Annotated in this window: 22 protein-coding genes; 7 read left to right on the top strand and 15 right to left on the bottom strand. The window is 52.9% G+C overall.

The window, feature by feature from the left end:
* Positions 1–14: 14 nt before the first annotated feature.
* The 6 genes from OGV83_RS01215 to OGV83_RS01190 all read right to left on the bottom strand — a co-directional run bounded on the left by OGV83_RS01215 (position 15) and on the right by OGV83_RS01190 (position 2,393).
* Positions 15–365: a hypothetical protein gene (locus OGV83_RS01215; RefSeq protein WP_021535613.1), complete on the bottom strand. Its 351-nt coding sequence runs from the start codon at positions 363–365 to the stop codon at positions 15–17.
* A gap of 39 nt (positions 366–404) precedes the next feature.
* Entirely contained in the window at positions 405–641 is a 237-nt protein-coding gene (locus OGV83_RS01210; protein ID WP_021535614.1) for a hypothetical protein, read from the bottom strand.
* Between the two features lie 54 nt (positions 642–695).
* A complete protein-coding gene (locus OGV83_RS01205) occupies positions 696–992 on the bottom strand; it encodes a hypothetical protein (protein ID WP_021535615.1) in 297 nt (98 codons plus the stop codon).
* A gap of 78 nt (positions 993–1,070) precedes the next feature.
* Positions 1,071–1,385, bottom strand: coding sequence for a hypothetical protein (locus tag OGV83_RS01200; protein WP_021535616.1), 315 nt, complete (start codon positions 1,383–1,385; stop codon positions 1,071–1,073).
* A 181-nt stretch (positions 1,386–1,566) separates the two neighbouring features.
* A complete protein-coding gene (locus tag OGV83_RS01195; protein ID WP_021535617.1) occupies positions 1,567–1,770 on the bottom strand; it encodes a helix-turn-helix transcriptional regulator in 204 nt (67 codons plus the stop codon).
* Positions 1,771–2,063: 293 nt separating this feature from the next.
* Positions 2,064–2,393 (bottom strand): NIPSNAP family containing protein, encoded by a 330-nt coding sequence (locus OGV83_RS01190; protein WP_021535618.1) that lies wholly within the window; start codon positions 2,391–2,393, stop codon positions 2,064–2,066.
* 560 nt (positions 2,394–2,953) lie between these two features.
* Between OGV83_RS01190 and OGV83_RS01185 the strand changes: the two genes are divergently transcribed.
* The 5 genes from OGV83_RS01185 (at position 2,954) to OGV83_RS01165 (ending at position 7,876) form a co-directional block, all read left to right on the top strand.
* On the top strand, positions 2,954–4,159 hold the full coding sequence (locus tag OGV83_RS01185; protein ID WP_134769141.1) for a DUF4236 domain-containing protein: 1,206 nt from the start codon (positions 2,954–2,956) through the stop codon (positions 4,157–4,159).
* Positions 4,160–4,819: 660 nt separating this feature from the next.
* Positions 4,820–5,434 (top strand): YagU family protein, encoded by a 615-nt coding sequence (locus tag OGV83_RS01180; protein WP_024130867.1) that lies wholly within the window; start codon positions 4,820–4,822, stop codon positions 5,432–5,434.
* Between the two features lie 602 nt (positions 5,435–6,036).
* Entirely contained in the window at positions 6,037–6,651 is a 615-nt protein-coding gene (locus OGV83_RS01175; protein WP_047461809.1) for a methylthioribulose 1-phosphate dehydratase, read from the top strand.
* A complete protein-coding gene (gene mtnC / locus OGV83_RS01170) occupies positions 6,648–7,337 on the top strand; it encodes an acireductone synthase (RefSeq protein WP_012134736.1) in 690 nt (229 codons plus the stop codon). The genes OGV83_RS01175 and mtnC overlap by 4 nt, the downstream gene beginning before the upstream one ends.
* On the top strand, positions 7,334–7,876 hold the full coding sequence (locus OGV83_RS01165) for a 1,2-dihydroxy-3-keto-5-methylthiopentene dioxygenase (RefSeq protein ID WP_012134737.1): 543 nt from the start codon (positions 7,334–7,336) through the stop codon (positions 7,874–7,876). Before mtnC ends, OGV83_RS01165 begins: the two co-directional genes overlap by 4 nt.
* 44 nt (positions 7,877–7,920) lie before the next feature.
* On the opposite strand, the gene mtnA is transcribed toward OGV83_RS01165, so the two are convergent.
* Entirely contained in the window at positions 7,921–8,949 is a 1,029-nt protein-coding gene (gene mtnA / locus OGV83_RS01160; RefSeq protein WP_286463040.1) for an S-methyl-5-thioribose-1-phosphate isomerase, read from the bottom strand.
* 105 nt (positions 8,950–9,054) lie between these two features.
* Between mtnA and mtnK the strand changes: the two genes are divergently transcribed.
* Positions 9,055–10,254 carry an S-methyl-5-thioribose kinase gene (gene mtnK / locus OGV83_RS01155; RefSeq protein ID WP_286463039.1) on the top strand — a complete coding sequence of 400 codons (1,200 nt, stop codon included), beginning with the start codon at positions 9,055–9,057 and terminating at the stop codon, positions 10,252–10,254.
* Positions 10,255–10,344: 90 nt separating this feature from the next.
* Here mtnK and OGV83_RS01150 read toward each other — a convergent pair whose 3' ends face one another.
* The 4 genes from OGV83_RS01150 to OGV83_RS01135 form a co-directional block, all read right to left on the bottom strand.
* Positions 10,345–11,586 (bottom strand): LVIVD repeat-containing protein, encoded by a 1,242-nt coding sequence (locus OGV83_RS01150; RefSeq protein ID WP_286463038.1) that lies wholly within the window; start codon positions 11,584–11,586, stop codon positions 10,345–10,347.
* Between the two features lie 171 nt (positions 11,587–11,757).
* Positions 11,758–12,816: a sugar ABC transporter substrate-binding protein gene (locus OGV83_RS01145; RefSeq protein ID WP_012134743.1), complete on the bottom strand. Its 1,059-nt coding sequence runs from the start codon at positions 12,814–12,816 to the stop codon at positions 11,758–11,760.
* Positions 12,817–12,836: 20 nt separating this feature from the next.
* Positions 12,837–13,832 carry an ABC transporter permease gene (locus tag OGV83_RS01140; protein WP_286463037.1) on the bottom strand — a complete coding sequence of 332 codons (996 nt, stop codon included), beginning with the start codon at positions 13,830–13,832 and terminating at the stop codon, positions 12,837–12,839.
* Complete coding sequence (locus OGV83_RS01135; RefSeq protein ID WP_047463951.1) at positions 13,829–15,331, bottom strand: sugar ABC transporter ATP-binding protein; 1,503 nt, start codon at positions 15,329–15,331, stop codon at positions 13,829–13,831. Before OGV83_RS01135 ends, OGV83_RS01140 begins: the two co-directional genes overlap by 4 nt.
* A 505-nt stretch (positions 15,332–15,836) precedes the next feature.
* Here OGV83_RS01135 and OGV83_RS01130 point away from each other — a divergent pair.
* Positions 15,837–17,378, top strand: coding sequence for a methyl-accepting chemotaxis protein (locus OGV83_RS01130; protein WP_112001715.1), 1,542 nt, complete (start codon positions 15,837–15,839; stop codon positions 17,376–17,378).
* 57 nt (positions 17,379–17,435) lie between these two features.
* Here OGV83_RS01130 and iolB read toward each other — a convergent pair whose 3' ends face one another.
* Genes iolB through OGV83_RS01110 form a run of 4 tightly spaced genes read right to left on the bottom strand, consistent with a single transcriptional unit; the run spans position 17,436 to position 22,217 of the window.
* A complete protein-coding gene (gene iolB, locus OGV83_RS01125) occupies positions 17,436–18,251 on the bottom strand; it encodes a 5-deoxy-glucuronate isomerase (protein WP_286463036.1) in 816 nt (271 codons plus the stop codon).
* Positions 18,252–18,260: 9 nt separating this feature from the next.
* The gene (gene iolE, locus OGV83_RS01120; RefSeq protein ID WP_199977590.1) at positions 18,261–19,151 is read right to left on the bottom strand and encodes a myo-inosose-2 dehydratase; all 891 of its coding nucleotides are present in this window, start codon (positions 19,149–19,151) and stop codon (positions 18,261–18,263) included.
* Positions 19,152–19,166: 15 nt separating this feature from the next.
* Entirely contained in the window at positions 19,167–21,071 is a 1,905-nt protein-coding gene (locus OGV83_RS01115; RefSeq protein ID WP_047461790.1) for a bifunctional 5-dehydro-2-deoxygluconokinase/5-dehydro-2-deoxyphosphogluconate aldolase, read from the bottom strand.
* Between the two features lie 12 nt (positions 21,072–21,083).
* Complete coding sequence (locus tag OGV83_RS01110; protein WP_286463035.1) at positions 21,084–22,217, bottom strand: Gfo/Idh/MocA family protein; 1,134 nt, start codon at positions 22,215–22,217, stop codon at positions 21,084–21,086.
* Between the last annotated feature and the right edge of the window lie 4 nt (positions 22,218–22,221).

The following is a 22,221-nucleotide window of genomic DNA, read 5'->3' as shown; positions in this document are numbered from 1 at the left end:
ATCATACTTTAATATCAAATCACTGTGAACTTTAACTTCCAATAAATAGGATCTTGATTTTTATCTTGCTTTAGATTTCTCATAACAAGTTCAATAATGTGTTCTTGATGCCAATATAATATTGTGGCTTTTAAATCTCTTCTATCGATATCAGATATATCATTTTTGATAGAGTATTTCTTCATCTCACGAGTTATCAAAATATCATATATGACGCCAGAGAGAAACCCACCATTCAAGATATCGATTGCTGTTTCAGGATGTTTTTCATAAATAGCATAGATCTCATCACAGTATCCTTGTAAGATGTTAGCAATAAGTTCGTTTTTTTCTTTTTCTCTTTTATTAAATATAATCTCTTTCATCTTTAATCCTTTTTTCATGTTAATAGTTAGTAAAAATAATCAGTTGTTATAACCGATATTTATGATAACGGAACCATATTCCAACCCTAAATCATTAACTAGTTCGTTATTAATAAATCGATTTAACTCTTCAAGCAAGTTGCTGTCATCCATGATTTCTTCTACTGAATATCCCGTAATGGCAACAAATATTTCATAACGCTCTTGAATAGCATTCATTACTTTTGGAGTTTCTTCACAAAACATATTTACTGCGACAGATATTGTATTTGCCATTTATATTTCCCTTTTTATGTTTTGGTTTGGCCCGTTGTGGGGCAAGATTGGTTCTTATTTTCTAAAACATTCTGAATACTCAACTAACATGGCAGCGACTAGTTCAAAGTCAACTTGATTAATATCACCACTATTTCCTTCTTGGACAGTGAATCTTTCAAAGTTGTTCTGAATATGGTCAATAACATAAATAATAAATGGGCTCATAAACTCTTGATCATCCAGATAATCATTGGCATCCCCATCACCATTGACTTCCATGAACATATTCCAGCTTGCGGTAAACGACCTGCAGGCAAGATCATAGAACAGTTCAGTTGATTTATTACTAGCAATACTTTCTTTAGACATATTTATACCCTCATAGTTAAATGCTTATTTAATTCATTGTGTTTTTATTAGCCCCTTTCAGGGCCGAGTATGCTATTATTAACTCATACTAAAAAGTAATGCTTTAGTATGCACATATCTCATTTCAAACATAACTTTATCCATATCAACATAGATAAGTCTTTCTCTTTTACCAGCTTCTTCCATATGTTCATCGAAGCGTTTTGCCAGATATTCTTTAACATGCGAAATATATGATTCCGTTCTGTTGCTATCCAACATAATGGATGCTAATAACTCATGCTCTTCTTGTTCTTTATATATGCGTATTCCTGTGATATAAAGATTCTTTGCCATAGCAGTAAAAGCTTTAGTCGATGAGTCCTTAATGTTATTCAGTTCTTCAGTATTCATATGGTTACTCCTTATTTTTGAATGTATAGCCCCCTACACTTTCATGCATTATTTGAGAGCAGATTATATTTTTTGTTTTATGCTGATGCTAAGTTCGATTGTGTTTACATATGACCTCCTACTTTATATTTTTTGGTTAATAGACTAACTGGCTGTATCGAAACCATTGTGATTTTGCTTTTTATGCTACTTTATTACGTGATAAAGAAATCTTTTCATCAATCCACTTATCAATATCACTCTCTAAGAATGCTATTGCTCTTTCACCAAGTTTTACTTGGGCCGGAAATTCATTACGACTAATCAGGCGATAAATCCAAGCCTTACAAAGGCCAGTTCTATTTAATACTTCAGGTAAACGGATAAATCTTTTTCTTTCGTTCATATATTTCCTCGTCGTTGTTTTGATGAGGTTATTATTCGAATATCGCTTATGACAATCAACACCTGTTTTTTCGGAATTATTGCGTAAGTGAGTGATTTTTGTACAAATCACAAAGGAATAGATTGAATGCTGTTACAAGACGGGACTTAGAGGGCTTTAGCAAAAAGTGCTATTTTTAGAAGCGGAAAAAGGATTTTAGAAATGTATCTATTTATCAATTAATTATGATAATTCAGTTTAAATTCTGTACTGCGGAGGATACCCCTTGAACAGCGCATCCCCCTTTGCTCACTTTATCTCAATCCATCAATAACGCTTTGTGGTAGTGATAGAACTGATTTTAAACTGAGTTCAATTCGACTGATGATTGCTTCTCGTGGGCCACTACGCCAACCCGCACTCGCATAGAAATCATCAAGAATGCTTTCCATCTGTTCTTCACTTTCAAAAGCCCGTATGAGGTAGTAGCTGTCAGGATCGTGCAGAGAGTTTCCGTACGCAACCACATCGATACCGTTCCGGGTATGAAGTGGAACACTGACTTCATGCATGATCTGATGAAACTCCTCACCAGAATCTTTTTTCAGGGTGTATTGTAGTATTTCGACGATCCTATCCTTCATACCTTCTCCATCAATGACCATGAGAAACTGTTTCAATGACGCTAACGCATTCGGCTGGTTAAAGGAAGAAAAGCTGACACGGATGATCTGAGTTCAACTTCCAGTTGGTAGCTGAACTGTTGCATGTATTATCTTTCGGCATAGTTTGACGTCAAACGTTCAGCAATTTCGCTTAATGGTTCCATAATTGAACCCTCAATTGAAGAAAAACATAAAATATACATATAAATCAATATATTAAAACTGTAGTTACAGGGACGCCAGCCCACCAATCATGATTGGACAGTGCCAGGACGGCACTAGCAAAAACAGGAAGTTAGCAGTCTCGGCAAGACACCGACCAGACGGTGAGGGGACAAAAAAGGATACGCAAAGGAGCCGCGGCTCCCGAGTGACAAAAAAGCCCGCTGATGCGGGCTTTTTCGTTTTACTTCACCAGCAAGCAAACCGCCGCATCATGGCGGTATGAAGATGAGCTAAGGATAGGCTTTTGTATCAGCTCAATGTTCATATAAAAACATTTCGAACTTTGGTGCACAAAACTACATAGGGATAACTTCATGTCTCTTCGTTTCAGACAAACCTTTACTCTGTTTCCTGGCGTTAGGCTCAACATTGGTAAGCGTGGAATAAGCGCAAGCATCGGTGTACCTGGTGCAACTGTCAATGTTGGGAAAAAAGGACTCAGAGCGACCGTCGGACTACCGGGTACAGGCTTATCTTATACTACACCTACCCTGCCCTATGATGATGGGCACTCTGTTACCAATCCATTAATTCCGTCCTCCACAGAACCTCATTTTGGAATGCCGGAGGCATCCCCAAGTAACATCCCATCGAACGCTAAAATATATATGCCCATGGCTGGCATGAATGAAATTTCCAGCGCTTCGGTAGAAGTCCTGACAAGTTCCTCCCTTTTACCTTTACGAGATTTGATTGCTAAAGCGCGAGAACAAAGGGCAGAGATAAAAGCAGATCTACAAGAGGCTCTTACTGAAGAATCAAAACAAAAGAACGAGCTGGTTCGACGCAAATCAAGTCTATTCCGTTGGTTTTACAAACGACGCATCACAGAACTTGAGACAGAACTCCCCCTAACGCAAGCTGAGATATCTCGCCTGATATCCTGGGAAGGCAACACAAAAATAGCCATAACCTTCGAGAGCAGTGATACTTCACAGCGCGCATATGCAGCAATGGTCCGTGCATTCGATATATTAAAATCGAGTGTCAAAAAATGGGATATTACTGCAGATAAAGCTACAGACCAGTTTGCTGAAAGAACATTAGCAACCCGGTCTGTTAATCGTCACCCAGTTACCTTTGATTTCAGTTCAACGGATCTCATTCAATTTACAGGTCGTGCAATGCGGTTTGAAAATGTGAATGGCGACGATATTTTGCTTTATCCGGGAGTTGCAGTCATACCACGAGCTGATGGGGCGTTCGCTCTGATTGATTTACGCGAATTACAAGTCAGTTCAGAATATCGAAGATTCCATGAGGAAGAAGGTGTTCCCAGTGATTCACGCATAGATGGGCATACATGGGCGAAAACGAATAAGAATGGCTCGCCAGACCGTCGATTTAAAGACAACTACCAAATCCCTATTTGCATTTATGGAAATATTACTTTCCATTCTCAAACAGGAGTAACTGAAGAATATATGGTATCAAATGCAGATGCCGCGCAAGCCTTTGCTGAGGCAGTAAAACGCTATCAGACCTCACTCACTGAATCTGATGCGTTGGTACAAGCCTAACTTATCGCAGATATGGGGTGTCGGGGGCGGAGGTTCAAATCCTCTCATGCCGACCAAAATCCCTTAGAAAAACCAACCTCTTACGGTTGGTTTTTTTATGCCTGTTTTTTGCACGGGAAGCTTCGGGGTAAAACCGAACTCCCTGTTCCAACGCCTGAACTCAGGACATTTGCCATCGTCAGCAAAGACCTGCCTGGACATCTGGTGCTTGAGTACAAAAACAGACAGTGGGTTCCTGTACTGACCCGGCTTTTTGATGATTCAGCACATGCCATTTCAGCTATAACAAGCCTGAGCAAAAAGACGTGGCATTAATACTTAAAACACATTGATCCGTCATTCCGGGCAGATACAATCCGCGGTGGCTGGCAACCATTCTATATTCGCACGCCAGCTGTCTGCACCATGCTCTTCCATGCGACGTGGTTGCTGCTCTATTAATTCTACTGATGAGAATATTGCTGTAGATCGCATACGACCTTGCCGCTCTCACCACTTTCACAGCCTTCCTGTTACACCATATAAAGCAACTCAATTGAGAATTTCCAGTTACTGACGCAAATACGGAACATACAATCACATACACATCTTTACATTTGGTGGTTTTCATGAATACTACTAAATGATTATGTTAACACGATGAAATTCAACGGATGAAATATGAATATATTTGAACAAACTCCACCAAACCGCAGGCGTTATGGCCTGGCTGCATTTATTGGGTTAATCGCTGGTATCGTATCAGCATTTGTTAAATGGGGCGCTGAAGTACCTTTGCCACCCCGCAGTCCGACTGATATGTTCACTGCTGCATGCGGGCCGGAATCATTAATCAGGGCTGCCGGGCAAATTGACTGTTCCCGCAATTTCCTGAATCCCCCTTATATTTTCCTTCGTGACTGGATGGGGCTTGCTGATCCTAACGCTGCCGTCTACACCTTTGCCGGGCATGTGTTTAACTGGGTTGGTGTAACACACATCATCTTTTCGATTGTCTTCGCAGTGGGTTACTGTGTTGTTGCTGAAGTTTTCCCCAAAATTAAACTCTGGCAGGGTTTGCTGGCTGGTGCGCTGGCACAGCTTTTCGTCCATATGATTTCCTTCCCTCTCATGGGGCTGACTCCACCTTTGGTTGACCTTCCATGGTATGAGAATGTATCCGAAATTTTTGGACATTTAATCTGGTTCTGGTCTATCGAAATTATCCGTCGGGATCTGCGTAACAGGATTACTCATCAACCAGACCCGGAGATCCCTTTGGGAACAAGCCGGTGACAAATTCTTAATGTGGTAAAATGGCGCAAACACAGCGCCATTTTTTAGTATCCATTTACTGAACTCCTGAGTTGCCTGTTTTAATCTCTCGCTAATCCCCTCTTCCCGGCCCTGACATTCCTGTTCTGTGAAAAAGAGAATAAACCACTTTCCATCCGTGCACCCGAATGTTCTTAATATCAAGGAGGAGATTTATGTCTGGTATCTGGGTCTGTTAAATAACATGATAAAAAACCGCGCACTTCCTGCATTGCTTTCCCTGAACATTTAAGCGGATCATCGGCACCTTGCCGATTAATACCTGTAGTAGTTTAGGGATGCCCCCTCCTGGCACAAAGCGGTTTGAACGAAGGGCTATCAGGTCTGCTATGGGCGACAAACCTACAGCTTCCATTGAAAGCATCAATCAATACGCAAAACTCCCGCTCCTGACAAACTCAACCACCTCCCCCACCAAGTCACACTGCCACCAGGACAATGTTGTTGCTCCTGCCTGGAAGAGTTGTGTTGCTGCTGCCGTAACACGATGTTAGCATTTGGCAATCAAGACGCTTAGATGTCTAAAAACCCCATTCCTGACCCCGAGAGAGGCTAAAAGGAAGATGACAGATAACCTGCAACTCACACAACTGGTCGAGACCTGCCGCTGGATAGGGGCAAAAGGCTGGGCTCCCGCCACTGGCGGCAATATGTCTGTCCGCCAGGACGACGCATTTTGCTGGCTCAGCGAGTCGGGAAAAGATAAAGGCAACCTGACTACCGACGATTTTTTGCAGGTGGAAATCGCCACCAGTCACGCACCATCCGGTCGCAAACCATCGGCGGAGACCGGGCTGCATACCCTGATTTATCGCCTCTTTCCCCAGGCAAACGCGGTGTTGCACGTCCACACCGTCAACGCCACGGTGCTCTCGCGCATCGTTAAAACGCCGGAGCTATATATCAGCGGTTTTGAAATGCAAAAGTCGCTTAGCGGGCAGACCACCCATCTTGATACCGTCTGCGTGCCGGTGTTCGACAACGACCAGGATATCGACGCGCTGGCGTCACGTATTGCGCATTACGCGCAAGAGCGTTCTCTGAATTACGGTTTTCTTCTGCGCGGTCATGGCTTAACCTGCTGGGGACGCTCAGTGGAGGAGGCCCGCCGTCATCTGGAGGGGCTGGAATTTTTATTTGAATGCGAAATGCGTTTGCGACAACTGGAGAGATTATGATTCGCGCGATTGTGACGGATATTGAAGGCACCACCAGCGATATCCGTTTTGTTCACAATGTTCTGTTCCCCTATGCGCGCGAGCGGCTGGCGGCGTTTGTCACCGCCCGGCAGTATGCCGAACCGGTAAAATCAATTCTTGATAATCTGCGCAACGAGATTGCCCGGCCGGACGCCAGTACCGCAGAACTTATCGAAACGCTTTTCACCTTTATGGATGAAGATCGCAAATCGACGGCGCTAAAAGCCCTGCAAGGCATTATCTGGCACGATGGTTACGTCAATGGCGACTTCACCGGTCATCTCTACCCGGACGTTCTGCCAGCGCTGGAGAAATGGAAAGCACAAGGCATTGATCTCTATGTTTATTCCTCCGGCTCCGTCGCGGCGCAGAAACTGTTATTTGGCTATAGCGACGAAGGTGATATTACTCATCTGTTCAGCGGCTATTTTGATACCCATATCGGCGCAAAGCGAGAAACGCAGTCATACCGCAATATCGCGTCATATATCGGCGTCGCGCCGTCGCAAATCCTGTTCCTCTCCGATGTATATCAGGAGCTGGACGCCGCTGAAGAGGCGGGTCTTCGCACCCTGCAACTGATTCGTGGCGAGGGTGATGGCGCCAGCCGCCACCACCAGGTACATCAATTCGACGACATTAACCCGGAGCAGATCCTTTCATGAGCGCATTGACTATTTATTCCGATAAAGACGCCAGCCAGCCCCAGTGGCACAGTACCGACGCCGCAGAGATCGCCCAACAGCTCAACGCGAAAGGCGTCCGCTTCGAACGCTGGGTTGCAGACCGCGACTTAGGCCAGGCCCCCGCGCCAGAAACGGTGATCACCGCCTATCAACATGCGATTGATAAGCTGGTTGCCGAGAAAGGCTATCAGAGCTGGGATGTGATCAGCCTGCGCGCCGACAATCCACAAAAAGAGGCGCTGCGTGCAAAGTTTCTCAATGAACACACCCACGGCGAAGATGAAGTGCGATTCTTCGTTGAAGGCGCAGGACTGTTTTGCCTGCACATTGGCGACCAGGTTTACCAGGTGCTGTGTGAGAAAAACGATCTGATTTCAGTGCCCGCTGGTACGCCGCACTGGTTTGATATGGGCTCAGAGCCAAACTTTACCGCGATCCGTATTTTCGATAACCCGGAAGGCTGGGTGGCGCAGTTTACTGGCGACGCCATTGCGGATGCCTATCCGCGCCTGCTTTAACGATCTGGCCGGGCGACGCTATCGTACGCCAGGCCTGCTCTGCATCAGGCCGCCTCCGTCCTGAAAACCCCCTCCGCCACGTTTTCTGGCGTCACCACACCGCTATCCAGCACCCAGCCGCTAATCAGCGCTGCTGGCGTCACGTCAAACGCCGGGTTATAGACCTGCGCATTTTCCGGCGCCCACTGTACCGAGCCAAAACTGCCCGCCACGCCGGTGACTTCTCCTGCCGCGCGCTGCTCAATCGGGATTGCGTCGCCATTCGGACAGTGGGGGTCCAGCGTGGTTTGCGGCGCGGCAACGTAAAACGGAATACCGTGGAATTTCGCCAGCACCGCCAGCGAATAGGTGCCGATTTTATTCGCCACATCGCCATTTGCGGCGATACGGTCGGCTCCTACCCACACCGCGTCCACCAGCCCTTTCGCCATCAGGCTGGCAGCCATTGAGTCAGTAATCAGTTGATAGGGAACCCCCAGTTCGCCCAGTTCCCAGGCAGTGAGTCTGCCGCCCTGCAATAACGGGCGCGTTTCATCCACCCAGACGTTTTGCACGTTGCCCTGTGCATACGCGCGGGCAATCACCCCCAGCGCCGTCCCCGTGCCCGCTGTCGCCAGCCCGCCGGTGTTGCAGTGGGTCAGCAGACGGCTGCCCGGTTTCACCAGCGCACTTCCCGCACGCGCGATATCGTCACAGAGTTGTTTGTCTTCATCGATCAGACGCAGCGCTTCCGCCGCCAGCGCCGGAACAAAGTCTTCTTGCCTCAGCGCCTGCTTCATACGATCGAGATTGTTCATCAGATTGACCGCCGTCGGGCGCGCAGCGCGCAGCGTTTCCAGCGCTATCGCCAGTTCATCCCGGCGATGGCCTGACTCCGCCAGCAGCGCCAGTAGCAGACTGGCGGAAAGACCAATCAGCGGCGCACCGCGCACGCGCAGCGCGTGAATATGCCCGACCAGCGCTTCTACCGTTGAGGCATCCAGCCAGCGTTTCTCCTGCGGAAGCGCCTGCTGATCGAGAATAAATAATTGATTATCCGCCACTCGCAGGCTGGTCGTCTGTAATGTCTGCATGTCGTTAATTCTCTGTTGCGTTGTTGTATCACATTGTGTCAGGATGAATTACAGATGTATAGACGTCTACATGTCTTTATTAGTGAAATGAGTGAGGAACAGGCAATGTCGCAATACCGTACCTTTACCGCCCAGGATGCCGTGGAATACGCCCGAACGTTTGGCAGCATCGATGATCCATCCACACTGGTAGAGGCACAGGAGGTGGGCGACGGCAACCTTAATCTGGTGTTTAAGATTTTCGATACCACAGGCGTAAGCCGCATTGTCGTCAAACAGGCGCTGCCTTACGTGCGCTGCGTCGGCGAATCCTGGCCGCTGACGCTGGATCGCGCTCGTCTTGAAGCGCAAACGCTGGTGGCGCATTACCAGCACTGCCCGCAGCATACGGTGAAAATCCACCATTTCGACCCTGAACTGGCGGTGATGGTGATGGAAGATCTCTCCGACCATAACATCTGGCGCGGCGAACTGATTAAAGGCGCCTGGTATCCGCAGGCGGCACGCCAGCTCGGCGAATATCTGGCGCAAACGCTGTTTCATACCAGCGATTTTTATCTCCACCCGCATGACAAAAAAGCGCAGGTGGCGACATTTATTAACCCGGAGATGTGTGAGATCACCGAAGATCTGTTCTTCAACGATCCCTACCAGATCCACGAGCGCAACAGCTATCCTGCGGAGATCGAAGGCGACGTCGCCGCACTGCGCAGTGATGCTCAGCTTAAGCTGGCGGTGGCGGCGCTCAAACATCGTTTCTTCTCCCATGCCGAAGCGCTGCTGCACGGCGATATCCACAGCGGCTCGATCTTTGTCGCCGACGGTCGCCTGAAAGCCATCGACGCCGAGTTCGGCTACTTTGGGCCGATAGGCTTTGATGTGGGCACCGCCATCGGCAATCTGCTGCTGAACTTCTGCGGCCTGCCGGGCCATCTGGGCATTCGCGACGCCGCCGCCGCGCGCGAGCAGCGGCTGACGGATATTCAGGCGCTGTGGAACACCTTTGCTGAACGTTTTCAGGTGCTGGCGACGGAGAAAACCCGCGACGCGGCGCTACGCGCGCCGGGCTACGCGTCGGAATTTCTGAAAAAAGTCTGGGCGGACGCCATCGGCTTTTGCGGCACCGAGCTGATTCGCCGCAGCGTCGGGCTGTCGCACGTAGCGGATATCGATACCATTCAGGATGCGGAAATGCGCCATGAATGCCTGCGCCATGCCATTACCCTCGGAAAAGCGCTGATTGTGATTGCCGACCGGATTGAGAGCGTGGAAGCACTGATCGCGCGGGTGCGGCAGTACAGCTAAGTGCGGGCTGTTTGCCCGGTGGCGCTACGCTTACCGGGCCTACGATCCGAATGCAGGCCGGGTAAGGCGAAGCCACCACCCGGCAAATACTTACCCCAGATACTCAATCACTGATAACCCGCCGTTGTAATCCGTGCTGTAGATAATCCCCCGCGCATCGACAAACACATCGCAGGACTGGATCACCTGCGGGCGATTTGGCCGCGTATCCATCATCTTCTCAGGCGCCGCAGGCACCAGCGCGCCGGTTTCTACCGGACGATAAGGATTGGAAATATCATAAGCGCGCACCCCTGCGTTCTGGTAAGTGGCGAAAATCAGCGTCGAGCTAATAAAGCTGCCAGGGCGGTTTTCGTGCAGGTTATGCGGCCCGAAGTGCGCCCCTTTCGCCACGTAATCAGCCTCATCCGGCTGCGGGAAGGTGGCGATGCTCACCGGATTCGACGGCTCGCGGATATCAAACAGCCAGATCAGCTTTTCGCCGTCTTCCTGATTGTCGAGCACCGCTTCGTCCAGCACCACCAGCAGATCGCGGTCCGGCAGCGGCAGCGCAGTGTGTGTGCCGCCGCCAAACGGCGGGCTCCAGTTGCGATGGCTAATCAGTTTCGGCTGCGTACGGTCTTGCACATCCAGCAGCGTCAGACCACCGTCACGCCAGCTACCGTAGGCGGTATCGCCAGCGATAATCGCGTGATGCAACGCATAGCGTTTGCCCTCCGGCCAGTCTGGCGTCTCTCCCGCCGCCTGATTCATCCCTGGCAACCACCAGCGCCCGGCCACCTCTGGCTTACGCGGATCGGCCAGATCGATGGTCAGGAAGATGTAGTCGGTGAAACCGTCGATCAGCGCCGAGACGTAGGCCCAGCGTCCGCCGACGTACCAGATGCGGTGAATGCCGATCCCATTCAGGGAGAGAAAACCGATTTCACGCGGTTTATCCGGCGTGGAAATATCAAACACGCGCAGCCCTGCGCTCCAGCCCCGGTCCTGCACGTCGCTGATCGTCTCACCGACCTGCCGCGTGTAGTAGACCTTTTCATCGGCAAAGCGGGCATCGGCGAACAAATCGCGGGCGTTAATCACCAGCAGCAGATCGTCATGCGCCTGCAAATGCACGTTCCAGGTGCCTGGCGGTGCAGGCACATAGCCCGCCGCCCGTGGATTTTTCGGGTCACGCACGTCAACAATCGAAACCCCCTGCGACACCATATGGCCAATATAGGCAAAACCGCGATGTACCATCAGCTGTACGCCGTCCGGGCGACCGCCCTGGTCGCTATGGCCAATCAGCCGCATATTGCGGCTATAGTCGGGGCGCGGTAATTCAGTCACCTTAATCTCCTTTTGCCAAACGGCGTAACCGCCTTATCCGGCCTACAGGGAGCGCATTGTAGGCCCGGTAAGCGCAGCGCCACCGGGCATTACGCCGGATGGCGGCGTAACCGCCTTATCCGGCCTACAGAGAGTGCATTGTAGGCCCGGTAAGCGCAGCGCCAGCGGGCATTATTTGTTCTTCGCTTCAAGCGTCGCAAACCACGGCGCGATAAAGTCTTCCGTCTGGCCCCAGCCCGGAATGATTTTGCCTAATGAGGCGACGTTAACCGCCCCCGGCTGCGCTGCCAGCAGCGCCTGCGGAATGGCTGCGGCTTTAAAATCGTAAGTGGCAGGCGTAGGTTCACCGGCAATCTTATTGGCAATCAGCCGCACGTTAGTGGCGCCAATCAGTTTCGGGTCAACCGCCACGCTCACCTTCCACGGGCTGCCCGCCTCGCGCATCAGTTGCAAATCCTGGTTGGAGATGTCGATGCTGTAGAGCTTAATCTCAGTGCGGCCATTCTCTTTCAGCGCTTTGTACGCCCCCTGGCTAAAGGCGTCCCAGGTCCCCCAGATAGCGTCGATTTTCCCTTTCGGGTATTTCGCCAGCACCGCGCCCACTTTGTTGGCGGTATCGCCCTGCACGTCGGAAGAGACCGCGCCGATAGACTCCAGCTCTTTAATCCCCGGATTGTCCTTCAGCATTTGCTGATAAGCCGCCTGGCGGCGCTCCATCGGCGGGAAACCGGCGACCCACAGCTTGATAATATTGGCTTTACCGTTGAAATCTTTTACCAGTTGTCCGAAGGAGAGATGGGTCAGCGAGGCGTCATCCTGCTGAGTTACCGTCACGCCCGGGATCTCACCGTTGACGGCGGTATCAAACACCGCCACTTTGATCCCGGCATCTACCGCTTTCTTCACCAGCGCGGTGGAGTACGGATCGCGCCCCTGAGAGAGAATAATGCCGTCATACTTCTGGCTGATCGCCTGGTTAACGAAATCCTGGAATTTCGCGTCGTCGCCATTGCTTAAAAAGGTGCTGACCTTAAAGCCGAGCTTTTTCCCCTCCTGAATCGCGCCCGCAACGAACTGGGTCGTGTTGTCATCAGAGCCAAGGTTGCGGATCACCGCAATGCGAACCGGGCCATTATGCCCGGCAATGGCCGCTGGCACCGGCGTTGCCGCATAGCCCGGCAGCGAACTCAGTAATCCCAGCGCCAACAAAGAAAGTGCAGTTTTTTTCATTATCGTTTCCCGTTGTGTTGTTAACGTTTTTGTATGTAGGTGATTGCCAGCGCCGCCGCCAGCACCAGCCCTTTTATAATGTCCATTGCGTAATAGGGCACCGAGAGCATCACCAGCCCGTTGGAGAGCACGCCAAGGATCACCGCCCCCAACAGCGTGCCAAGCGCATTCGGTTTGCCGGAACCGGCCAGCGAAAAACCGATCCACGCCGCCGCGACGGCATCCATCAAATAGCCGCCCCCGGCGTTAACCTGTGAAGAGCCAATACGCGAAGCCAGCAGGATGCCCCCTAACCCCGCCAGCAACGAGGCAATGACGTAGGCCGCCACTTTATAGCGGGTGGTGCGAATACCAGAGAGGCGCGCCGCTTCCGGGTTGCCGCCAATGGCGTACATCCGTCGCCCGTGGGTGGTCAGCGACAGCGCGAGCTGCGCCGCCAGCGTCACAACCAGCATCACGACAACAATAGTCGGCACCTGCCCCAGCGCGCCGAATGCCGCAGGAATAAGCCCCTCAGCCATTTCACCGCTCGGCAGCACCATGTTTTCAGTAATAGAGCCGCCGTAGCTGTAGGTCATCGCCACCCCCTGAATCACAAACAGGCTGGCAAGCGTGGCGAGCATGTCGGGAATACGCAGTACCACAATCAGAAAAGCGTTGAACAGCCCCACCAGCGTACAGAGCGCCAGGGTAATGACAATCGCCCCGGTGGTGCCAAAGCCGTGCCAGACGAATAGCGAAATCACCAGTGCGTTCGCCAGCGACGCGGTTGAGCCAACGGAAAGATCAAAGCCGCCGACGGTAAGCGAGATGGAGACGCCAATCGCAATCACCGTGACGATCGCAATAGAGCGCAGGATGTTGATGATATTGAAGGGATCGAGGAAGTTATCCGACGCGACGCCAAAAATGGCGATCAGCGCGACAACCGTCAGCAGCATGCCCCACTTATAGAGAAAATCGAAAATCTGCTGGCGGCCAGACGCCGCTGCATTGACTGAAAGGGCCTTACTCACAACGCCGTTCCTCCGGTTGAATAATAAAGTAGTGTCTCTTCGCGGGCCTGCGCGCCCTCCACTTCCGCCACGATGCGACCGTCCCACAACACGCAGATGCGGTCGCACAGCCCCACCAGTTCGGCGAACTCACCGGAGGCGTAAATCACCCCTTTGCCTTCCCGCGCCAGGCCGTCGATCAGCGCAAACAGATCGGTTTTGGCTTTCACGTCCACGCCTTTGGTCGGCTCGTCGAAAATCAGCACGCGGGCGTCGCCGCGCAGCCATTTGCCGATCGCCACTTTCTGCTGGTTGCCGCCGGAAAGCCGACGCAACACTTGCCCCGGCCCGCGAGCGCGCACGCCGACGCGGGCAATTACCGCTTCCGCCCAGCGCCATGCCTGACGATGACCAAACAAGCTCCAGCGCGAGAAACGGTTATCGGCGGCGACCGCCAGGTTCATGGCGACGGACTCATCAATAAAAATGCCCTCTTTGCGCCGCTCCTCCGGCACCAGCGCCAGCCCGCGCGTCACCGAATCAACCGGGTCGCGCGGCGTCCACGGTTGATGATTGAGTTCGCCGCGTTCAACGCGGCTTTTCGACGCGCCGAACAGCGCCTTGCACAGCTCGGTTTTCCCGGCCCCCGCCAGCCCGGCGATACCGAGAATTTCACCTTTATGCAGGTGCAAACTGATATTTTTCAGCAGCCGTTCATCATGCAGCCCTTCCACGCGCAGCAGCGTTTCATCAGCATGCGGGGGGCGTTTTGGCGGATAGATATCGTTTAACTCATGACCCAGCATCTTCTCGACGATGGCGTCAGCGCTCAGTTCCGCCATCGGCCCGGACTCAATCAACTTGCCATCGCGCAGTACGGTTAAGGTGTCGCAAATGGCCTTTAGCTCATGAATGCGATGGGAGATAAACACCACGCCGATCCCCTGTTGTTGCAGGCGTTTCACCACGGCAAACAGCCGTTCGCTTTCATGCTGATCGAGCGGCGCGGTGGGTTCATCGAGGATCAGAAAACGACAGTGGTGCGAGAGCGCGCGGGCCAGCAGGATCTGCTGCTTTTCGGCGAGCGTGCAACCATCGATGACCCGGCGCACATCCAGATGAACATCGAGCTGAGCCAGCGCGTCACGCGCCTGCTGGCGAATAGCGCGCCAGCGGTAGCGGTGTCCCGGCTGCGCCAGCTGATCGAGCATAATATTTTCCGCAATACTCAACCCTGGGATCAGCGCAACATCCACCTCCTGCTGCACCAGATGAATGCCCAGCCGTTTGGCGTCCAGCGGTTCGCGTATCGGCACCGGCTGGTTATTAATTGCAATTTCCCCTTCGTAATGGTCGTGCGTGCCGCAGAGCACCGCCATCAGCGTGGATTTCCCCGCACCGTTCGCCCCCGTCAGCGCGTGCACGGAACCGCCCGTCAGGGTGAAATCAACGCGGGAGAGCGCCTGAAAGCCGGAAAAGGCCAGGCTGATACCGCGCATGTCGAGGCGACTGGAGAGCATCCGCTGTAAATCCTTTCTGATAATCATTTGATTTACGAAATTTTTCACAGCTCTCCCTGACTGACAACGACATAAAAAGCATAAGATAAAGCAAAATATTATTAGCCATCCAGATGTCTATAAATGACATCGGGTTAGCTCATCACAAAGGGATCGCATCATGAATAAGAATACTGACCGCAACGCGGCAACGGGCTTCGCGGAGGGGGCTAAAACCCATCAAGGAAAGCGGGCATTTATCAGCCCTGATAAATCAGCTCTTTTTATCTTTTAGATTTAGTTTAAGTCGATATATATCAATTCCAGTTTATCAACCTGCATTTATGTGTTTCATATTTATGACACGCCAGGTTTATTAAAAATAAAAATTCATTTGAAGTGCTTTCATATAAATGATGATTAGTAGAGAATGTAACACCTCAGATAAAACCGCCATTTACTATTATTTACCTGATGCACAATGGGTGAAATTTGCATTTCATATAAATAGCGTCATGGAGTTTTCATGAAAAACAACACAGCTGTCACGCAAAAAGAATATTTGCTTAACAATAAAACAACGTTATTATCAACCACAGATAAAGACAGTCATATTACCTATGCTAACTCTGCATTTATTGACGCCAGCGGATTTAATGAAACGCAGTTAATGGGTAAACCACATAATATTATTCGCCACCCGGACATGCCCTCTGCCGCTTTCGCTGACATGTGGCACACGATACTACAAGGCGATAGCTGGACCGGGCTGGTCAAAAACCGGCGACAAAACGGCGATCATTACTGGGTACGCGCAAATGTTACCCCTGTCTGGCAAAATGAAAAATTAACGGGGTATATTTCAGTACGCACCGTGCCTTCCCGGGATGAGGTTTCGCACAGCGAACAGCTTTATCAGAAAATAAATAATAATGGAATTAAAGGGTTTCGACTTTTTAAAGGCATAATTATCCGTCGCGGAGCGCTGTCCTGGCTTTCGATGTTTAAATGGCTGTCGGTTAGCCAACGCGTCAATTATGCTTTAGCCATCACCAGTCTGGCAGCCCTGTTATTTATTTTCTTACCTGTTCCTCCTGCTATTCAGGGAGGCAGCATCATCGTGTTATTTTTGCTCCTGGCTATTTACCTTAAGGTTCAAATTTGTCAGCCGGTTAATACGCTGCTGGCGCAGATGCAAAAAGTGGTTTCGGGCCGTAAACCTGATAATTGCCATTTGCAGCGCGTGGACGAAATAGGAATGCTCATGCGACTGGTGAATCAATCGGGGCTTAATCTGCGCTCCCTGGTTGATGATGTCAGCACGCAAATATCCGGTATTCAGGCTATCAGCCAGCGCGTGTCTCAGGAAGGCACGGCATTGCAGAGCCGCTCAGAAGAGACATCTGCCGACCTGCAACAAACCGCCGCAGCCATTGAAGAGATCGGTAGCGCAGTGCAACAAACCGCAGATACCGCGGCCCAGACAATGACGATGGCCGACAGTACCAGCGCCAATGCGACTGAAGGCGGCCATATCATGAAGCAAACCATCACCATGATGCAGGCTATCTCACGCGATAACAGTCAAATCGTGGACATTATCGGCGTCATTGACAGTATTGCTTTTCAGACCAACATCCTGGCGCTGAATGCAGCGGTCGAAGCGGCCCGCGCCGGTGAATCCGGGCGCGGATTTGCGGTCGTTGCCGCAGAGGTGCGTAACCTCGCCCAGCATTCTGCGTCTGCGGCAAAAGAGATCAAACAGCTTATCGAGAAAAACGTCACCAACGTCAATACGGGAGTGCAAATGGTCGAGCAGACGGAAACACACCTTACCGGAATGATCGATGACGTGTTGCAGATGTCTACCATGATCAAAGAGATAAGCCTGGCGACGCGGGAACAAACTTTAGCGCTCGAACAGATCAACAATTCAATTTCACGAATTGGTTCCATGACGGACAACAATGCGGAAATGGTGGAGCAGGTGACGGATGCCGCGGGGGATTTAACGGGACGCGCGTCACGGCTGCAACAGGCCGTACAGGTTTTTGGCGCCTCACGATAGCAGCGAAAAGTAAAAAGCCCTCAGCATACGCCAGGGGCTTTTTTATTTACCGCGTTCTCAACGCGCAGGGTAATCGCGGTTAATCCACGCGTGATCGTCTTCCCAGGTGAAAATCCATTTGCGCACCGGGCCTGCCATCACATTCAGGTAATAACTGTCATACCCGGCCATTGTCGCCACCGGATGATAGCCTTTCGGCACCATCACGACGTCACGGTTGTAGACCGCCATACACTCATCGAGCGAGCGATCGTCGGTGTATACCCGCTGCATACAAAATCCCTGTTCCGGGTTGAGGCGATGGTAATACGTCTCCTCAAGAAGGGTCTCGTAAGGCGGATTGTCAGTGTCGTGCTTGTGGCTCGGGTACGAACTGGTACAGCCTTCGTGAGTCCACACTTCCACCACCAGCAGACTATCGGCAGGTTTATCTTCCGGCAGAATGTTGTGTACATAGCGCTGGTTATGCCCCTTGCCCCTTGCCTCGCCGTCGATATCCTGCGGCGCAATCAGGCGGGTGGGATACGTTCCCTTGCCCGGTGCGGCGCATACCGCCAGCTCCAGCTTCGTTAACGCCTGTACCTGTACCGTTTCTCCGGGCGTAACGTATACCGCCCACGGCTTAATACGCTCGAACGGGCTCATCCGCTCGCCAATCTCTGAAAACTGCGCGGTTGGCGTGGTGACAGACGCCCTCCCCGCCACCAGCACCAGACAGCGCTCTTCAGCAACGGCGGGAAGATGCAACTGCTGCCCCTCTTCAAGCTCAAACGTGTCAAAACCGATGTAGCCCCAGCCTGCCCGCTCCGGGGTGACGGACTGGGTACGTCCCTGCGCGTCAGGCTGTTGCCAGCGTGACAGTAAACGTGACATAGCGCCTCCTCAGATAAGACCGGCATCCCGCGCCAGGCGGCTCAGGTTGTTATATCCCAGCCGCGCGTAAGTCAGCGGATGGGCAATCGCCGGGTCCTGCTCCGCCTCCACCACCAGCCAGCCGTGATAATCGTGCTCTTTCAGCAGTCGCATAATCGGCGGGTAATCCACGCAGCCGTCGCCCGGTACGGTAAAGACGCCGCTGAGCACCGCATCCAGAAAGCTGGTTTTACGGTTTTTCACATCCGCCAGCACGTCGGCGCGTACGTCTTTACAGTGCACATGATTAATACGGCTCGCCCAGCGTTGCGCCACCGCCAGCGGGTCGGCGCCAGCAAACGTTAAATGACCGGTATCCAGCAGCAATCCAACCTCATCGCCGGTATGGGTCATCAGATTGTCCACATCCTCAGCGGACTCAATCACCGTCCCCATATGGTGATGATAAGCAATCTGCACCCCCTGCTGCTGTGTATAGCGGGCGAACGCGGTGAGCTTCTCGCCATACTCCGCCCAGCGCGCCTGCGGGAATCGCGGACGCAGGTGAACCGGCGTCTGCTGTTCGCCGTGAATGCAATGGCTCACCTCAGCGAAAACCATCACTTTCGCCCCCAGCTCGCGCAATAACGTCAAATGCGCCTGCGCCGCCGCAATCTCTTCCTCTACGCTACGCTCCAGCAGGCGACCGGAATACCACCCCGACACCAGCTTCAGATCGTGGCGTTGCAGGATTGGCCCCAGCAGACGCGCCTCGCGTGGGAATTTATTACCGAGTTCAAAGCCCGCAAAACCAGCCTCTTTACCTTCGCTCAGACAGGTATCCAGCGGCGTTTCCGCGCCAAGAGAGGGCAAATCATCATTGGTCCATGTCAGCGGATTAATGCCTAATTGCACAGCCATAATGTTCTCCTAAAGTTATGCCTGCCCGCGCTCGCGCCACCAGGCGATCAGTTGCAGATAGTTATCCCGAATGCGCGTCACCAGTTGCGCATCGTCAATGTCATGTTTCAGCCATGCGCGGGAAGCCTCGCCAAACAGCGTGCGCCCCACCGCAAACCCTTTCACCAGCTCATGTCCGGCAGCGGCTCTGAACCCTGCGCGTAACTGTTCGGCTGGCGCATCCAGCCCAAGAATCACCACGCCACGGCAGTGCGGGTCGCGGCGTTCGATAATGTCACTCAGCGCCGTCCAGCCGTCAGAGGAGAGCGGCGGCAGTTTCCACCAGTCGGGGTAAATGCCCAGGTTGTAGAAGCGGGAGATAGCCCGCAGGTAAAGCTCATCGCTGCGCGGCATACCCACAGGTAAAATCACTTCCAGCAGCAGCTCATGCCCCGACTGACAGCAGGCGTGATACACCTCGGCGATTTTCTGCTCCTGCTCCAGGCGCAGGCCGTGGGCATCTTCCGGGTGGAAAAAGACCAGGCACTTCACCACATGTTCCTGCGGCCAACTGATAAGCTGAGTGCCAATGTTGCCGTGCTCCATCTCCAGCGGCCGTGAACCGGGAAGCTCAATCGGGCGGCCAATCCACCACCCTTCGCCGGTTATCGCATTCAGCGCATCCTGGCCAAACGTTCCGTCGCACAGCAGACCGGCTTTTCCTTCCAGCCCCGCGCTGTTCGCCGCATCGCGGCTGGCCTGTAGGATCAGCGTTTTCAGCGCCGGAATGCGCTTCAGGGAGGCGCCGCACTGTAGCGCCATCTCTTCAAGCTGACTGCGGTGATCAAACGCCATCACGCACAGTTCCGGCCAGTTCCGCCGACGCGTCGTGACGCGGTGCAGATGATTAAGCCGTGGATCAAGATCCGGGCGTGGCACCTGATGCTCGCGGGAGAGGTAGTCATCCAGCTCCACCTTACTCGGCATCGCGGGCGCACAACCGTGGCGCGAGACCACCAGCGCGCCGCAGGCGTTGGCGTAGCGGCAGGCCTGCTCCCAGCCTTCATCATTGAGATAACCGCGCAGCAACCCCGACATAAACGCATCGCCCGCGCCGAGCACATTGAGCACCTCGACGCGCACGCCGGTCACCGTCAGCCCGTCATCCAGCGATGGCGGAATCGCGTCGGTATACACCGAGCAGCCCAGCGCGCCGCGTTTACAAACCAGCGTCGCCGCGCTTACCTCACGCACCTGCGCCAGCGCCTGCACGGTATCGGTAGCGCCGCCCGCAATATGAAACTCCTCCTCGGTGCCGACGATCACATCAAACAGGTGCAACACCGCCTGCAACTGGCGAGTGACCTGCTCTGCGGCAATAAAGCGCGTTTCGCCGTCGCCCAGCGAGGTCAGCCCCCACAGCACCGGACGATAGTCGATATCCAGTACCGTGCGCACGCCGTGACGGCGGGCACAGGTCAGCGCCGTCAGCACCGCGTCGCGGGTTTGCGGATGAGAAAGATGAGTCCCGGTGATGGCGAGGCAGCGGGATGAAGCGATGTACTGCTCGTCAACATCGCTGGCGGTAATCGCCATATCCGCGCAGTTATCGCGATAAAAAATCAGTGGAAAGGTGTCCCGGTCTTTAATGCCGAGTAGCACCAGCGCCGTCAGGCGTTCTTTATCCGTTATCAGATGGCTGGTATCGCAGCCAACATGGTTAAGCTCTTCGCGCAAAAAGCGCCCCATATGTTCGTCGCCCACTCTTGCCAGCATCGACGAACGCAGCCCCTGGCGCGCGGCGCCGTAGGCGACATTCCCTGAGGAACCGCCGAGGTATTTGGCAAAACTTGAGACATCCTCCAGCCGTGCGCCAATCTGCTGGCTGTAGAGGTCAACCGCCACGCGGCCCATGCATATCACATCAAACTGCTTTTCCACGTTGATACCTCGTCAGACAATATCGTTCACATTCAGCCAGCGGCCTTCCTGATGCGAGAGCGCGATGGCGTCCAGCACGCGCGACACTTTCCAGCCCTCTTCAAAATCCGGCCACATCGGCGCATCGGCGGCAACGCCGTTCACCAGGTCGCGGATTTCCACCGTTTTCTGATCGTTAAAGCCGATGCCGTGCCCCGCCCCCATGCAAAACGCGGCATAGTCCGGGTGCGCGGGCCCCACCAGCAGGGTGCGAAATCCCTGGCGGTTAACCGGATCGTCATGCAGATAGAGCTTCAGCTCGGCCATTCGCTCCTGGGTAAAACTGATGGCGCCTTTGGTGCCGGTAATCACGTATGACAGCCCCATTTTGCGCCCGCAGGCCACGCGGGAGGTTTCGATCACCCCCTGCGCGCCGCTGGCGAATCGCACCATCGCGTGCGCCTGATCTTCGTTTTCCACGACCACCTTCTGCGCCGATCCCGCGCTGGCCGGGCGCTCCGGCACCACAATTTTCAGGTCGCCGCAGACCTCGCGAATATCGCCGACCAGGTAGTGCGCCATATTGACGATATGCGCCGCCAGATCGCCCAGCGCCCCTAACCCCGCCGTCTCCTTAAAGCAGTGCCAGTGAATGGGGGAAAGCGAGTCGGCCATATAGTCCTCGTTGTGGGTGCCGTAGAAGTGGATCACGTCGCCTATCTCCCCTCGCGCAATGATCTCTTTCGCCAGCGCCGCCGTCGGGTTCTTCATATAGTTAAAACCCACCAGCGTTTTCACCCCGGCCTGTTTTGCGGCCTCAACCATTTCGCGGGCATCGTGAGCGTTCAGCGCCAGCGGCTTTTCCGAATAGACGTGCTTACCGTGGCGAATGGCCGCCAGCGCCATCTCTTTATGCAGATGGTTGGGCGAACAGATATCCACCACATCGATATTCGGGTCTGCCACCAGTTCGCGCCAGTCACCGGTCGAACGGCGAAACCCGAATGCCTGCGCCCGTTCCGTCGCCAGCTCCGGCGTCACTTCCGCCACCATTTCGCGCACCAGTTGGCCTTGCAGGTTGAACACCGTCGGCGCCTGGGCATAGGCAATGGCGTGCGCCTTGCCGATGTATCCCGTCCCAATCAATCCAATTCGCACTTGTTTCATTATT

This window comes from Citrobacter sp. CK189 (assembly GCF_030333505.1).
Taxonomy (GTDB): domain Bacteria; phylum Pseudomonadota; class Gammaproteobacteria; order Enterobacterales; family Enterobacteriaceae; genus Citrobacter_B; species Citrobacter_B koseri.
This window is presented reverse-complemented; position numbering and strand designations above follow the sequence as displayed.

What these genes read in the sequence shown, in the direction of transcription:
- OGV83_RS01215 (WP_021535613.1), bottom strand. Translation starts at nt 365, where the DNA reads ATGAAAGAGATTATATTTAATAAAAGAGAAAAAGAAAAAAACGAACTT.
- OGV83_RS01210 (WP_021535614.1), bottom strand. Translation starts at nt 641, where the DNA reads ATGGCAAATACAATATCTGTCGCAGTAAATATGTTTTGTGAAGAAACT.
- OGV83_RS01205 (WP_021535615.1), bottom strand. Translation starts at nt 992, where the DNA reads ATGTCTAAAGAAAGTATTGCTAGTAATAAATCAACTGAACTGTTCTAT.
- OGV83_RS01200 (WP_021535616.1), bottom strand. Translation starts at nt 1,385, where the DNA reads ATGAATACTGAAGAACTGAATAACATTAAGGACTCATCGACTAAAGCT.
- OGV83_RS01195 (WP_021535617.1), bottom strand. Translation starts at nt 1,770, where the DNA reads ATGAACGAAAGAAAAAGATTTATCCGTTTACCTGAAGTATTAAATAGA.
- OGV83_RS01190 (WP_021535618.1), bottom strand. Translation starts at nt 2,393, where the DNA reads ATGAAGGATAGGATCGTCGAAATACTACAATACACCCTGAAAAAAGAT.
- OGV83_RS01185 (WP_134769141.1), top strand. Translation starts at nt 2,954, where the DNA reads ATGTCTCTTCGTTTCAGACAAACCTTTACTCTGTTTCCTGGCGTTAGG.
- OGV83_RS01180 (WP_024130867.1), top strand. Translation starts at nt 4,820, where the DNA reads ATGAATATATTTGAACAAACTCCACCAAACCGCAGGCGTTATGGCCTG.
- OGV83_RS01175 (WP_047461809.1), top strand. Translation starts at nt 6,037, where the DNA reads ATGACAGATAACCTGCAACTCACACAACTGGTCGAGACCTGCCGCTGG.
- mtnC (WP_012134736.1), top strand. Translation starts at nt 6,648, where the DNA reads ATGATTCGCGCGATTGTGACGGATATTGAAGGCACCACCAGCGATATC.
- OGV83_RS01165 (WP_012134737.1), top strand. Translation starts at nt 7,334, where the DNA reads ATGAGCGCATTGACTATTTATTCCGATAAAGACGCCAGCCAGCCCCAG.
- mtnA (WP_286463040.1), bottom strand. Translation starts at nt 8,949, where the DNA reads ATGCAGACATTACAGACGACCAGCCTGCGAGTGGCGGATAATCAATTA.
- mtnK (WP_286463039.1), top strand. Translation starts at nt 9,055, where the DNA reads ATGTCGCAATACCGTACCTTTACCGCCCAGGATGCCGTGGAATACGCC.
- OGV83_RS01145 (WP_012134743.1), bottom strand. Translation starts at nt 12,816, where the DNA reads ATGAAAAAAACTGCACTTTCTTTGTTGGCGCTGGGATTACTGAGTTCG.
- OGV83_RS01135 (WP_047463951.1), bottom strand. Translation starts at nt 15,331, where the DNA reads ATGCTCTCCAGTCGCCTCGACATGCGCGGTATCAGCCTGGCCTTTTCC.
- OGV83_RS01130 (WP_112001715.1), top strand. Translation starts at nt 15,837, where the DNA reads ATGAAAAACAACACAGCTGTCACGCAAAAAGAATATTTGCTTAACAAT.
- iolB (WP_286463036.1), bottom strand. Translation starts at nt 18,251, where the DNA reads ATGTCACGTTTACTGTCACGCTGGCAACAGCCTGACGCGCAGGGACGT.
- iolE (WP_199977590.1), bottom strand. Translation starts at nt 19,151, where the DNA reads ATGGCTGTGCAATTAGGCATTAATCCGCTGACATGGACCAATGATGAT.
- OGV83_RS01110 (WP_286463035.1), bottom strand. Translation starts at nt 22,217, where the DNA reads ATGAAACAAGTGCGAATTGGATTGATTGGGACGGGATACATCGGCAAG.